12 protein-coding genes are annotated in these 13,813 nt (G+C 64.6%); 2 read left to right on the top strand and 10 right to left on the bottom strand.

All coding sequences use genetic code 11. The features are described 5' to 3' along the window. The first annotated feature begins 16 nt into the window (after positions 1 to 16). On the top strand, positions 17 to 442 hold the full coding sequence (locus AC1DZU_RS09535; RefSeq protein WP_477283952.1) for a GNAT family N-acetyltransferase: 426 nt from the start codon (positions 17 to 19) through the stop codon (positions 440 to 442). On the opposite strand, the gene AC1DZU_RS09530 is transcribed toward AC1DZU_RS09535, so the two are convergent. The 9 genes from AC1DZU_RS09530 to murA form a co-directional block, all read right to left on the bottom strand. Then, positions 443 to 1,558 (bottom strand): anhydro-N-acetylmuramic acid kinase, encoded by a 1,116-nt coding sequence (locus tag AC1DZU_RS09530; protein WP_477283950.1) that lies wholly within the window; start codon positions 1,556 to 1,558, stop codon positions 443 to 445. It lies immediately after the preceding gene. A 10-nt stretch (positions 1,559 to 1,568) separates the two neighbouring features. Further along, positions 1,569 to 2,576: a serine hydrolase domain-containing protein gene (locus AC1DZU_RS09525; protein WP_477283948.1), complete on the bottom strand. Its 1,008-nt coding sequence runs from the start codon at positions 2,574 to 2,576 to the stop codon at positions 1,569 to 1,571. A 106-nt stretch (positions 2,577 to 2,682) separates the two neighbouring features. Further along, the gene (locus tag AC1DZU_RS09520; RefSeq protein ID WP_477283946.1) at positions 2,683 to 4,431 is read right to left on the bottom strand and encodes an ABC transporter ATP-binding protein; all 1,749 of its coding nucleotides are present in this window, start codon (positions 4,429 to 4,431) and stop codon (positions 2,683 to 2,685) included. Continuing rightward, the gene (locus AC1DZU_RS09515) at positions 4,428 to 5,267 is read right to left on the bottom strand and encodes an ABC transporter permease (RefSeq protein ID WP_477283944.1); all 840 of its coding nucleotides are present in this window, start codon (positions 5,265 to 5,267) and stop codon (positions 4,428 to 4,430) included. The genes AC1DZU_RS09520 and AC1DZU_RS09515 overlap by 4 nt, the downstream gene beginning before the upstream one ends. Beyond that, positions 5,267 to 6,226: an ABC transporter permease gene (locus AC1DZU_RS09510; RefSeq protein ID WP_477283942.1), complete on the bottom strand. Its 960-nt coding sequence runs from the start codon at positions 6,224 to 6,226 to the stop codon at positions 5,267 to 5,269. Before AC1DZU_RS09510 ends, AC1DZU_RS09515 begins: the two co-directional genes overlap by 1 nt. A gap of 31 nt (positions 6,227 to 6,257) precedes the next feature. Further along, complete coding sequence (locus AC1DZU_RS09505; RefSeq protein WP_477283940.1) at positions 6,258 to 7,778, bottom strand: ABC transporter substrate-binding protein; 1,521 nt, start codon at positions 7,776 to 7,778, stop codon at positions 6,258 to 6,260. Positions 7,779 to 7,948: 170 nt separating this feature from the next. Next, positions 7,949 to 8,872 carry an N-acetylmuramic acid 6-phosphate etherase gene (gene murQ / locus AC1DZU_RS09500; RefSeq protein WP_477283937.1) on the bottom strand — a complete coding sequence of 308 codons (924 nt, stop codon included), beginning with the start codon at positions 8,870 to 8,872 and terminating at the stop codon, positions 7,949 to 7,951. 180 nt (positions 8,873 to 9,052) lie between these two features. Further along, complete coding sequence (locus tag AC1DZU_RS09495; RefSeq protein WP_477283935.1) at positions 9,053 to 9,934, bottom strand: glucosamine kinase nucleotide-binding domain-containing protein; 882 nt, start codon at positions 9,932 to 9,934, stop codon at positions 9,053 to 9,055. Continuing rightward, positions 9,931 to 11,187 (bottom strand): UDP-N-acetylglucosamine 1-carboxyvinyltransferase, encoded by a 1,257-nt coding sequence (gene murA, locus AC1DZU_RS09490; protein ID WP_477283933.1) that lies wholly within the window; start codon positions 11,185 to 11,187, stop codon positions 9,931 to 9,933. Before murA ends, AC1DZU_RS09495 begins: the two co-directional genes overlap by 4 nt. Positions 11,188 to 11,319: 132 nt before the next feature. On the opposite strand from murA, the gene AC1DZU_RS09485 reads away from it, so the two are divergent. Then, on the top strand, positions 11,320 to 12,180 hold the full coding sequence (locus AC1DZU_RS09485) for a MurR/RpiR family transcriptional regulator (protein WP_477283931.1): 861 nt from the start codon (positions 11,320 to 11,322) through the stop codon (positions 12,178 to 12,180). Between the two features lie 6 nt (positions 12,181 to 12,186). Here the strand turns inward: AC1DZU_RS09485 and AC1DZU_RS09480 are convergent, their stop codons facing one another. Next, entirely contained in the window at positions 12,187 to 13,542 is a 1,356-nt protein-coding gene (locus AC1DZU_RS09480; protein WP_379016972.1) for a glutamine synthetase family protein, read from the bottom strand. Positions 13,543 to 13,813: the final 271 nt, after the last annotated feature.

Raw genomic sequence — 13,813 nt, 5'->3', positions numbered from 1 at the left:
ATCTTGGAAAAGAGCCATGAAGACGACACTTGAAACGACGGCAAATCCCTCGCCGGAAGAACTCACCTTTCTCGCCGAACGGCTGACGGCGTTCAACGACGGCGACGTCGGCGCTTCCGAAAGGAAGGCCCTGGCCGTGTTCGTGCGCGACGAGGACGACACGGTCGTCGCCGGCATCTCGGGCTACACCGCCTGGGGCTGGCTCTACGTGCAGTGGCTGTGGGTCGATGAAAGGCTGCGCGGCCAGCAGATGGCCGGCAACATGCTGGATGCGGCCGAGCAGGAAGCGGTGGCGCGCGGCTGTCGGAATGCCTGGATCGACACCTTCAATCCGCACGCCGCCAAGGTCTATCAGCGCCAGGGTTATCAGCCCTTCGGAACGCTTGCCGATTTCCCTGTCGGCCGCAGCCGCATCTTCCTGCGGAAGACGCTGGTTGCCTGATCAGCCAGCCAGTTTTCCGCCGCGCATCGGCTGCGGCGCGCCGGTCGTGCTGGGGAAGCTGATCGGCAGGCCCCTCAGCACGCGGACCGCGAGGAAGGCAAAGCACTCCGCCTCCACCGCGTCGCCGCTCCAGCCAAGGCTTTCGGCCTGCACCACCTCGACGCCAGCGCGGCTGGCGAGCATCGCCATCATTGTCGGGTTGTGGCGGCCACCGCCGCTGACCACGAGTTTTTTCGGCCGACTTGGTAACAAGTCGAGTGCCTTGCCAACGGCGGCGGCGGTGAAGGCCGTGAGCAGGGCGGTGCCATCCTCGGCATTCATGCCGTCCGCCATGGCGGCGCCGAAGTCGAAACGGTCGAGCGATTTGGGATAGGGCTTGGTCAGATAAGGATGCTGCAGCAGCTTGGCGAGCCGTGCCTCGTCGACCGTTCCCGCACGGCCGAGCGCACCGTCGCGGTCCATGTCGCCGAGCCCTTTCGATTTGATGAAATCGTTCAATGGCGCATTGGCCGGTCCGGTATCGAAGGCGACGACGTTGTCGGCACCATCCCACCAGGTGATGTTGGCGACGCCGCCGAGGTTGAGCACCGCCACCTCGCCACTGGCGCCGGCGCTGCGCATCAACGCGGTGTGATAGGCCGCGGCCAATGGCGCGCCTTGCCCGCCGGCGCGCATGTCGGCCGAGCGGAAATCATAGGCGACCTTGGTGCCGAGGATTGCGTGCATGAGTTCGCCGTCGCCGAGCTGCCGGGTCTGGCCGAGCCAGCCCACCTGCGGCGCGCGATGCAACACGGTCTGGCCGTGAAAGCCGACGACGCCGATATCGGCCATCTTCATCCCGTAGCCTTCCACCAGTTCCTTGACCGCCGCCGATTGGGCGCGAGTCAGGGCTTCTTCCGCCTTGCGAAAGATCGCCGGCTCCGGCCCGGTGAAATTCCAGGCTCTTGCCTCGGTCAGCGTCTCTTCGAGCAGGGAGCGGATCGACGGGGGATAGGGCATCAGCCGATAGGTGCCGAAATCGTCGATGCGCTCGCCATCGGTTTTGATCAGCGCGACGTCGATGTTGCCGTCAAGCACGGTGCCGGTCATCAGGCCGACGGCCCAGATTGGTTCCATGGTCACTTCCCTAACAATCCTCGTTGACAAGATCGCCGACGGCATGCCGAAGCGCGGCGATGCCGCTGTCGAAATGACGTGTCGGATGGATCCGGTTGGTGAGCAAGGTCCAGGCCTTGCCTCTGTCGAAGTCGATCCACAGTCCCGTGCCTGTGAAGCCGGTGTGGCCGATGGTTCCCGGGCTGCACAGCGCCCCGCCTGACCAGCCCTCATAGGGGCGCTCCCAGCCATGGGTGCGGGTGGCGGACAAGGGCGTGCGCATCAGCGCGATCGAACGCTCGGACGCACCGGTGCCATCCAACAGCCCCTGCGCGAAATCGAGGACGGAAGCGGCTGTTCCAAACAGGCCGGCGTGCCCCGCGCCTTGCAACGCCGAGCAATTGTCGTCGTGGACCTCGCCCGACAGCACGCGATGGCGCCAGGTGCAGTCCTCGGTCGCAGCGGCAGCGTCCGGCTCGGCGGAAAAAGCGAAGCCGGGGCCGGGGTCCATGTCCCGGATCGTTTTTCCCGACAGCCGCTCCAGCGCAAAACCGAGCAGGATGAAGTTGATGTCGGAATAGACCCGGTCGCGGGCTCGCCATTCGCGCTGCAGGATGAAGGCACGCAGCAGCTCGGGATCGCGCCCATAGGTGTAGATGGGCTCGACGGCGGGAAACGGCGTCTGGTGGCCAAGACACTGGCGAAACGTCACCTTCCGCTCCCAGGCCTCTTGATCATACTGGCGCAGGTCCGGCAAAGCGGAGATCAGCGGCGCATCGAGATCGATACCGCCGTCTTCCGCCAGCGCCAGGATGCGCGGAGTCGTGAAGATGACCTTGGTCAGGGACGCCAGATCGAACCATGTCTGGTCTTGCATGGGTCTTGGATTCGGCACCAACTGCGCGGAGCCGACCGATCTGACGACGCGTGCGCCATCTTTGTCGACAATACCGAGCACGCCGCCGGGAATGCGCTTGGCGACCACTGCGGCTTTCAGCGGCTGGAACGCGCGATCGAAGAGTTGGGCGAGGGCGCTCATTGCCAGGCTCCATTCGAAAGGCAGCGTTCCGTCCCACCCCCCTCTGTCCTGCCGGACAGAGGGGGGTGCTGTCCCGCCAAGTCTGGAAATGTCCGGACGCCAGCCATCACGCCTCCGCCCTCGCTCGATGGTCCGGCCCAAACTGCTCCCATCTCGCCGGCGCCGGCTCGAACCCTTGCGGGCGCACCAGCGAGGGGACCTGACGCGTGTCGAGTTCGAAATGTTCGTGGCGCCGGTCGATGGTCGGAACGGCGGCGATGAGCTTCTTCGTATAGGAATGCTGTGGCTTCGACAGCACCGAGGTCGCGTCGCCGATCTCGACGATCTGGCCGGCATAGATGACGGCGATCCGGTGGGCGATCCGCTCGACGACGGCCATGTCGTGCGAGATGAACAGATAGGCCAGCCCGAACTCGCGCTGCAGGTCGACCAGCAACTCCAGCACCTTGGCCTGCACCGAAACATCGAGCGCCGACACCGCTTCATCGAGAACGACCACAGAAGGGTTGAGCATCAACGCGCGGGCGATGCACAGCCTTTGCCGCTGGCCGCCGGAGAATTCGTGGGGATAGCGCTCCAGACTGTTCTTTGGCAGGCCGACGCGCTCCAGCAGGCTTGCCATCCTGGCCCGCGTTTCAGCCTTCACCCGGCCGCCGGTGGCGATCACCGGCTCGGCCAGAATACTCTCGATGCTGAGCCTTGGATTGAGCGAGGCATAGGGGTTCTGGAACACCATCTGCACGGGCAGGGCGCTCTGCTCGGCCGAAGCCTTTCGGACGCCGACCGAGAAGCTGCCGCGTGTCGAGCGCACCAGCCCCAGGACGGCGCGCGCGGTGGTCGATTTGCCCGAACCGCTCTCGCCGACAATGGCCAGCGTCTCGCCGGGCATCAGGTCGAAATCGACGCCGTCGACGGCATGCACCGCGCCTGTGGCGCGGCTGAAGAAGCTGCTCTTGAGGGGAAATCGTACAACCAGGTTATCCACCTTCAAGGCCGGTTCCTTGCTTGCACCCGTGTCGCGCTGCCCGTCGGCGCGCGTCGCGCTGCCATTGGCGAAATGCGGCACGTCCTGCAGCAGGTGCTGCGTATAGGGATGTCGTGCATTGTCGAGGATCTGGTTCAGCTCGCCTTGCTCCACGGCCTGCCCGTTCTGCATCACCATCACCCTGTCGGCGATGCCGGCGACCAGCCCGATGTCGTGGGTGATGAAGATCATCGACATGCCGGTTTCCCGCTTCAACTCGGCCAGCAGCGCCATGATCTGGGCCTGCACCGTGACGTCGAGTGCCGTCGTCGGCTCGTCGGCGATGAGCAGGCGCGGATTGCAGGCCAGCGCAATGGCGATCATCACCCGCTGCAGCATTCCCCCGGACAACTGGTTCGGCGTGTATTTCAGCCGCCGCGCGGCGTCGGGAATGCGCACGCGGTCGAGCGCATCCTTGGCCGCCGCCGTGGCTTGCCTGCCGGTCAGCCCACGGTGCAGCCGAAACGATTCCTCGATCTGCCTGCCGATGGTCAGCACTGGATTGAGCGAGGTCATCGGCTCCTGGAAGATCATGCCGATCTCGGCGCCGCGAATGCCGGTCAGTTGCGGTTCGGTAGCGGTCATCAGGTCGAAGACGCTGCCATCGGCCCGCTTCAGCTTCATCGCACCGCCAGTGATGCGGCCGCCGCCGAAATCGATCAGACGGTTGATCGACAAGGCGGTGACGGATTTGCCCGAGCCGCTCTCGCCGACAATGGCCAGTGTCTCGCCGTCGGTCAGGTCGAAACTGACGCCGCGCACCACCTCATTGGCTTGCGGATTGCGGCCGAAGCCGACGCGCAGATCCGATACGGACAGCAGCGGGGTCATGCCGGCGCCCTGCGCATCTTCGGGTCGAGAATGTCGCGCAAGGCATCACCAAGCAGGTTGAAGCCGAGGATGCTGATCATGATCGCCAGGCCCGGAAAGATCATCAGCCACGGTGCGGTCTCCATCAGATTGCGGCTGTCGCTCAACATCAGGCCGAGCGAGGCGGCGGGCGGCTGCGTGCCGAGCCCCAGAAAACTCAGGCCGGCTTCCGTCAGCAGCGCCCAGGCCAGCGCCAGCGTCACCTGGACGGTCAATGGCGCCACCAGGTTCAGCAGCAAATGACGCGTCACGATGTAGCTCGAACTGCTGCCGAAGGTGCGCGCGGCGTCGACGAATTCGCGCGCCTTGAGCGACAGAGCAGGGCCGCGCACCACGCGGGTGAAGATCGGCGTGTAGACGATGCCGATGGCAACGACGCTGGTCCATGTGCCCGGCCCGGCGACCGTGACGATGAGCAGCGCCAGAAGGATTGCCGGAAAGGCCAGCAGCACATCCATGATGCGCATCAACACGCCGTCCCAGCGGCGCCCGAGCCAGGCTGCGGCCAGCCCCAGAACGGTGCCGGCAAGCGTCGCGAAGGCGACCGAGAAGAAGGCGACCGTGAACGACTGCCCGACGCCCGCCATCAGCCGGCTGGCGACGTCGCGGCCGAACAGGTCGGTGCCCATCCAGTAGGCGCCGTTGGGTGCATGCAGCCGGTCGACACCGTACTGCGTGATGGGATTGTGCGGCGTCAGCCCCAGCATGCCGAGGATGGCGACCAGCAGATATACGCCGACGATGATGCCGCCGATGCGGCCGCTGCCGTGTCCGAAGATGGCGCGCAGCATGCGCATCACGGCTCTCCCAGCCGGATGCGCGGATCGAGCGCGACATAGGCGAGGTCGACCAGGAGATTGACGATCATGAAGTTGAAGGCGATGAACAGCACGGCGCCTTGCACCAGCGCGTAGTCGCGCTGCTGGATCGCGTCCAGCACCATGCGTCCGAGACCGGGCAGCGCATAGATCTGCTCGACGATGACGGCGCCGCCCAGGAGATAGCCGAACTCGATGCCGCTCAGCGTGACGACGGGGATCAGCGCATTGGGCAGCGCGTGCCGCCAGATGACGCTGCGCGCCGAGGCGCCTTTGCTGCGCGCGGTCCGGACATAGTCGTCGCTCAACACGTCGAGCATGGCCGAGCGCGATATGCGGGTGACCGAGGCTGCGAAGGCGAAACCGAGCGTGATGGCAGGCAGGATCAGCTGGCTGAGATTGCGCAGGGGATCCTGCCAGAGCGGCGCGAATTCGCCCATCGCCGGCAGCACGCCGAAGCCGGCCGACAGCGTGTAGATGATCAGCACGCCGAGCACGAAGCTCGGTGTGGACTGGCCGATCATGGCAACGATGCGCACCCCGAGATCGGACAGTTTCTCATTGTGCGTGGCGGCAAAGATCCCGGCAGGCATGCCAACCGCAAGCGCGATGATCATTGAGAGCACAGCCAGTTCGAGCGTCAGCGGGAAGCGCTCGAGGATGACGTCGAGCACCGGCCTGCCATAGGTGACCGAGATGCCGAGATTGCCGTGCAGGATGCCGCCTATCCAGCGCCAGTACTGGACGAACCAGGGCTGGTCGATGCCGAAATAGACGGCTAGCGAGTCACGCTGCGCCGGCGTCAGCAGGCCGGCCTCGGTGCCCAGCATCGCCGTGATCGAATCGCCCGGCACCATCCGGATCGCAACGAAGACCAGGATGGACACGCCAAGCAGGACGAGAGGAAACGTCGCCAGTCGTCGCATCAGATAATTCACGCGAAGAAGTCCTCTCGTCCAATTCCGGCGGCTACTGCTGGATGGTCACCTTGCTCAGGCTGAACAGCGTGCCCGTCGGCGTCGGTACGAACCCGGCGATGTTCTTCTGCTGCGCCGTATAGCTGTACGAGGTGTAGAGCCAGATCCACGGCGACACCTCGGCGAGGTGCTTCTCGAACTCGGCGAAGATCGCCTTGCGCGCCGCCGGGTCGGTCTCGGCGCGGCCCTTCTGCATCTGGCTGTCGAGCGTGTCGTCGATGTAGTTGGCCACCTTCTGCAAATTGCCTGCCTTGGTCCAGTAGCGGTTGTACATGGTGTAAGGGTCGGCACGGCCGCCGTTGAGCGCGATCGCCATGTCGAAATCGCCTTTCAGCCAGGCGTCGACATAGACGTTGAGCTCCATCATCTTGATGTCGAGCTTGACGCCGATCTCGGCCAGCTGCGACTGGATGACCTGGGCTTCCGCGGCCGCCGTCGGCGGCTCGCCGGTGGCGCCGATCACGGTCGCCGAAAAGCCGTCGGCATAACCGGCCTCGGACATCAGCTTCTTGGCCTTTTCGACGTCGCGCTTGTAGCAGAACAGCTGGCTCGGATCGGTCGCCAGAGCCGGGATGGTCAACGGTCCGGTGACCTTGCCTTCGCCGAGCGAAGCGGTGTCCAGCACCTCCTGCCGGTCGATGGCGCAGGAGATGGCCTGGCGCACCTTGAGCTCGGTCATCGGCTTGCGTGAGGGATTGAGCTGCAGCACGTGATAGGCGAGCACCGGCACGCGGTTCAGCTGCAGGCTGGCTTCCTTCGGCACCAGCGTGGCGACAAGCGGGTCGTTGAGCAGCGCGAAATCGATCTGCTTGGTGCGCATGGCGGCCAGGATCGCGGCTTCGTCGGGAAGCACGCTGATCTCGATGCCGTCGACGCCGGTCGGGCCGCCGGCCCAATCCTTGTTGGCGCTCAGAACTTCCTTGGCGTTGGGGTCCCATTTGTCGAGCTTGAAGGGGCCGGAGCCGACCGCCTTGGTGCCGATCGAGCCGGCCTTGATTTGGCTTGCCGGAACGATGGCCGCGTTGACGTCGCTCATCGCCGTCAGGATCGGCACGTCGGGCTGCGACAGATGGAACACGACGGTCGTCGGATCGGGCGTGTCGATGCCGGCGATCGACAGGAAGTTGGCGCGGGCGGCCGCTCCCGTCTTCTCGTCGAGGATGCGCTCGAACGATGCCTTGACGTCGGCCGAGGTCACCGCCGTGCCGTCCTGGAATTTCGCCTTGGGATCGAGCTTGAAGGTCAGTTCCTTGCCGTCCTTGGAGAATTCCCAGGAGGTGGCGATGGCGGGAATGATCTGCAGGCTGGCGTCGACCCGCACCAGCGGCTCATAGATCAGCTCCAGCAGCCGCAGCGACGAAAAGGCCGTCTGCTTGTGCGGATCAAGCCCGGTGGCGTCCTGCGACCAGGCCATATGCAGCGTCGCGGCATTCGCCTGCGTTGAAACCACAGCCACGCCGAGCATCGCCGCCAGCGTGATGCCCGACAGCAGCTTTCTTGTGAGGTGAACCATTCTCGTCTCCCATTATGATTGAACTTGATGCCTTGCAGTTTCTGCGGACCGCTTCCAAGACACACATGCTTTGGAGTTATCGGCCCAGTCTATGCGGCTTCACGCCGTCTTGTCTCATGCGGCTTTGCCGTCATGTCTCATGCGGCTTTGCCGTCGTGTCTGATGTACCTTCATGCTGTCGTGTCGCTGATTGCCTTTCGCAGGAAGCCCCCGGCCTTGCCGAGAGCCACGCGCGCCTCCTCGACGCCCAAGCCGGTGATCGTCACCAGGATCGCCAGCTTCACATCATTGCCGGTCTGGGTGAGCGCTTGTTTGGCTTGGTGCGCCGCGCAACCGGTCGTCTGCATGACGATCCTGGTCGCCCTGGCGACCAGCTTCTTGTTGGACGGGTTGAGGTCGACCATCAGGTTCTGGTAGCTCTTGCCGATGCGGATCATGCTGGCGGTGGTCAGCATGTTGAGCACCAGCTTCTGCGCGGTTCCCGACTTCAGCCGGGTCGACCCTGTCAGCACTTCCGGCCCGACAACCGGCGAGATGGCGATGTCGGCGATACCGGCAATGGTCGAGGCCGGATTGCAGGACAAGGCGACCGTCGTCGCGCCAACCTGCTTCGCATAGGTCAACCCGCCGATGACATAGGGCGTGCGCCCGCTGACCGCGATGCCGACCACCACGTCGTCTGATGTGAGCCCGATCTCCTGCAGCGCCCTCGCGCCCATTTTCGGATCGTCCTCGGCGCCTTCCGTCGACCGCACCAGGGCGTCGGGACCGCCAGCGATCAGGCCGACGACCATGCCTTCGGGCACGCCGAAGGTCGGCGGGCATTCCGAAGCGTCGAGAACGCCGAGCCGGCCGCTGGTGCCGGCGCCCATATAGATGAGCCGCGCGCCCTTCTGGAAGGCAAGCACGATACGGTCCACCGCGGCCGCGATTTCCGGCACGACCCTTTCGACCGCCGCCGGGACAGCCTCGTCTTCGTCATTGATCTTGCGCAGGACGTCGATGGTCGGCAGCAGGTCGATGTCCATCGTCCTTGGGTTGCGGCCCTCGGAAACCAGCCGGTCCAGCTCGGACATCAACCCTTGTTCGGTCATCCCAGTGCTTTCAAATCATGCTGCACGGCCGGCGTTGAGCAGAGCTCCCGACCGGCGCCAGCGCACACGGATCCAGAGTCCGTTTGCAGCTACCCTGTTTTCGCTTGTTAACTTTTTAGAATTGAATATTCGTACCGTCAACAGGAATATGGAATAGAATATTCCTAACTGGACAAGGCACTATCGCCCGCCACAGGACCGCTTGGCGAGGATGATTGCGCCCGAAACCGCATCGCCATCAGCGGGCTTCAGGCGACGACGGACATCGGGAGAAAGCCAGGGCTCGAGCGGGCTGGAGAGACCGCCCAGCAAGGTCACGCGCGGCGCGCCTTGTTCGAACAGCACCCGTACCAGCGTGTCGATCTGCTCGGCGGCACCTTGTACGATGCGCCGCCCGGCCGGATCGCCCTGGTCGGCATGGCGCATCACCATCGGCGCCAGGGCTGCGTAGTCCGTGGCGCTGGCGCGATCCATCCAGGCGACCGCTGCCATCGGGTCGCCCTCGAAGCGCTGCATCACCTCGGCCAACAGCGCCGTCCGCTCGTGCCGGCCATCATGGGCGCGCAACGCCAGCTGCACGGCCTTCAGTCCAAGATCGGCGCCGCTGCCTTCGTCGGAGATCGGAAAGCCGTAGCCGCCGACACGCAGGTCGCGCCCGTCGACAAAACCGAGGCCGATCGAGCCGGTGCCGGCAATGACGATGGCGCCGTCCTGGCCGGAATGCGCGCCAAGGCAGGCGCCGACGCCGTCGCTGACGAAATCGATGCTGGCAAACGGATGCGCGATCGCCCGCAACGCCTCCAGCGCACCCTTGCGGCCGATGCCGGCAAGGCCGATGCCGGCGCGGATCCTGGCTGTGTCGGCCGGTCCGAAGCCTGCCTCTTCGATCGCCGCGCCAAAGGCTTTCGCGATGGAGGCCCAGGCCGCGTCGATGCCGAGCCGCGTGGTCGCCGGGCCCGACAGGCCCTGTCCCAGCACGTTTCCCTGGGCGTCCTCGATGCGGCCGCGGCACCCGGTCCCGCCGCCATCGACGCCGAGAAAATAATCCGCACCGCTGCTCATGCGCTCAGCCGCTCGATGTCGGCACCGCACAGGCGCAGCTTGCGGTCCAGTTGCTCATAGCCGCGGTCGAGGTGATAGACGCGGTTGATGGTCGTCTCGCCCTCGCAGACCAGCGCCGCCAGCACCAGCGAAACCGAAGCGCGCAGGTCCGTGGCCATCACCGGCGCGCCATGCAGCTTGGCGCCACCGCGCACCAGCGCCGTGGTGCCCTGCAGCTTGATGTTGGCGCCGAGCCGCATCAGTTCGGGAACATGCATGAAGCGGTTCTCGAAGATGGTTTCACGCAGCAGCGATGCACCCTCGGCGCAACACATCAACGCCATGAACTGCGCCTGCAGGTCGGTCGGAAAACCCGGATAGGGTTCCGTCGTGACGTCGACAGCCTTCAACGGCCGGTCGCGTGACACGATGAGGCCACGGTCGCCCGGCCAGACGCTGACGCCCGTTGCTTCCAGCAATTGCACAACCGAGGCCATATGCTCGAGCCGGGCATGCGTCAGTTCCAGCTGGCCGCCGGTGATGGCAGCGGCGATGGCATAGGTGCCGGCCTCGATCCGGTCCGGGATGATGTCGTGTCTGGCGGCATGCCAGTTCGTGTCGCCGGCGATCAGGATGCGGTGGGTGCCGGCGCCCTCGATGCGCGCGCCCATGGCGTTGAGGCAAGCGGCGAGGTCCGCCACTTCGGGTTCGCGCGCCGCGTTGAGGATCTCAGTTTCGCCCCTTGCCGTGGCCGCCGCCATCATAGCGGTTTCCGTCGCTCCTACCGATGGCGAACTCAAGACGATGCGCGTGCCGGTCAGCCCGTTCGGCACTGATGCGACGATCGAACCATTCTCGATGGCGATCCTGGCGCCGAGGGCCGCGAGCGCGGCGACATGCATGTCGACCGGCCGCGCGCCGATCGCGCAGCCGCCTGGCAGCGAAACCCGCGCATGGCCGAACCGAGCCAGCAGCGGCGCCAGCACGAGCACCGTCGCCCGCATCTTTCGCACCGTGTCGTAGGACGTCTCCTTGGAAACGGCGGCGCTGGTGTCGATCGTCGCGGCATGGGCCGACCTCGTCACTTCGGCGCCGTGCAGCCGCACCACGCCCAGCATGTTTTCGACATCGGTCACATCAGGCAGGTTGGTCAGTTCGAGCGGGTAGGGGCTGAGCAGGGCGGCCGCGATCTGCGGCAGGGCGGCGTTCTTGGCACCGGATATGGTGACCGCGCCTTCCAGTCTCTGTCCGCCGACGATCCGCAGTCTGTCCATGCGCCGAAACCTTGTGTGATGAGGTTCGAGAATTAATTGTGCGTTCTTGGCTGTCAATCAGAATTGGAATATTTTATTCCTATCGTGGCACGCTGTGCGGCTTGCCGGCCTGAAAGGCATAGAGGGGATCCCGTGTCCGTTCTGAACAGGATCAATGCGAAGCTCGACGGCATGGCGCCTGGCGATCGTGAGATCGGCCGGTACATCGTCGACAATCCCGACCAGATGCTGCGCCTGTCGACGGCCGCACTTGCGGCCGAGATCGGACGAAGCCAGTCGAGCGTCGTCAAGTTCAGCCAGAAGCTCGGCTATGCCAGCTATCAGGAGCTCAAGCTCGCGGTCAGCGAGGCCAAGGCGCAGGAATGGCACGTACCGGCCGGCGTCATCCACGGTTCGATCGAGGTCGGCGACAGCTACCAGGTCATCCTCAAGAAGCTGATTGGCAGCAAGCTTCTGTCCATGCAGCGGACCGTCGCCGCCAACACGGAGCGGGTCATCTCCAGGGCGCTGGAACTGCTGGATGGCGCGCGCCGCATCCATCTGGTCGGCGTCGGCGCCTCCTCGCTGGTGGCGCGCGATTTCTCCTACAAGCTGATGAAGCTCGGCCGTAATGTCCTGCATGACAGCGACAGCCACATCCAGATGGCCAATGTCTCGACGCTCGGGCCAGGCGATGTGCTGTTCGCGCTTTCCTATTCAGGCGCCAGCATCGAAACCTTGCGCATCGCAGAGCTTGCCCGCAAGCGCGGCACGGTGGTGATCGCCGTCACCGGCGTCCACGACAATCCGCTGAGCCGGGTGGCCGACATCTGCCTTTACACCATCGCCGACGAGGAGCGTGCGCGCTCGTCCTCCATCACCGCGCGCGACGCGCAGCTGGCGCTGACCGACCTTCTGTTCATCCTGCTGCTGCAGAGGCAGCCGGACGCCAACGAGTATGTCCACAACAGTGAGGTGGCGGTCTCGGTGCTGAAGGCCGAGCTGTCCTCGTAAAATGCTTCAAACGCTTTCCAGATAGGTCTCGATCTCGAAGTCGCTGACATTGAGGGCGAACGTATTCAACTCCTGGCGTTTGCAGGCGACAAAGGAGTCGCGCAGGATCGCCGGAAAGATCTCGGCCACATGTGTTCCGCTCTCAAAACTGGCGATCGCCGATGCCCAGTCCGGCGGCAGCTTGGCCGGCACAAGCCCTTGCCCGTCGCTCCCGGTCGGATCGCCAGGCGACATCTGTCGTTCGATGCCGATGAGTGCGGCGCCCAATATGGCGGCAAGCACGAGATAGGGATTGGCATCCGCTCCCGAAACGCGATGCTCGATGCGACGCGCGCCGGTCGGGCCGCCGGGAATGCGGATCGCGACCATGCGGTTCTCGTAGCCCCAGGCCACGGCGGTCGGTGCATAGGATCTCGGACGCAGCCTTCGGTATGAATTGAAGTGCGGCGCGAACACCAGCGTGCTCTCGGCCATCGCTGCCAGCAGGCCGCCGACCGCATGGCGCATGATTTCCGAGCCCTGGTCCGTCCCGTCGTCGAAGACGTTGCGCCCCTCGGCGTCGGTCAGGCTGAAGTGGACGTGAAAGCCGTTGCCGGCGCGGTCGCCATAGGGCTTGGCCATGAAACAGGCGGCAAAGCCGTGCTTGCGCGCAATGCCCTTCACCGTGCGCTTGAACAACACCGCATCGTCAGCCGCCCGCAGGGCGTCGGCGACATGGTTCAGATTGATCTCGAACTGGCCGACACCGTTTTCGGCAATGGCTGTGTCGACTGGAATGCCTTGCGTTCTGCAGGCCTCGTAGACGTCGTGGATAAAAGATTCGAAGTCGTCGATCTCGTCGATCGACAGCGCCGCATCGGAATCGAGACGGCGCCCGGTGACCGGCGAGACGGGTCCGACCGGCCGCTGCGACTGCGGATCGACCAGGTAGAATTCGAGTTCCGTCGCCGCGACCGGGGTCAACCCCAAGGCCTTGTAGCGATCGAGAATGCGGGCCAGCGCCCGCCGTGGATCGCCAAGATACGGCGCGCCGGTTTCGTCGGCGAGCCAGAGCGGGACAAGCGCCGTCGGATGCGCCGTCCAGGCCACCGGGAGAATGCCGCGTCCCGTCCATTGGCAAAGCCCGTCGGCGTCGCCTGTCGAGAAAACGAGCGTGTTGCCTTCGATGTCTTCGCCCCAGATGTCGAGCCCGATCAGCGAATAGGGCATGCGCAGCTTGCCTTCGAGCGCCTTGCGCGCCTGCTCGACCGGGATGCGCTTGCCGCGCATGACACCGTTGAGGTCGCACACAGCCGCCCTCAGGCTCTGGATGTCGTTTCGGCTTTCAAGCCAGTTCAAAACGTCCGCAATTGCATCGCTCAATTTGTAACCTCTGGTTTTTGAAGGTGCCGCAGCCTGATCGGCTACACTGTCCCTGGTAAAAATAGCTCGTGAGTTTTCGAAAACGAAACCTGACCATTGCCAGGCGTTTTTCTTATTTTTTCAAGTCACTAGCCGGGATGTCGGGAGGCATTTCAAAACCAATTACGCGATCTGCGATCGCAACATAGAGGCAAGAGGGCGGAAAGCCAAGGGGGCATTTGAACTGCCGCGGCTCACCGCCGACATAGCCGCATATGCTGCTGGAGCCTCT

Source organism: Mesorhizobium sp. P2_A12, from assembly GCF_056405075.1.
The sequence above is the reverse complement of the archived record's forward strand: the minus strand, read 5'-3'. Positions and strand labels throughout refer to the sequence as shown.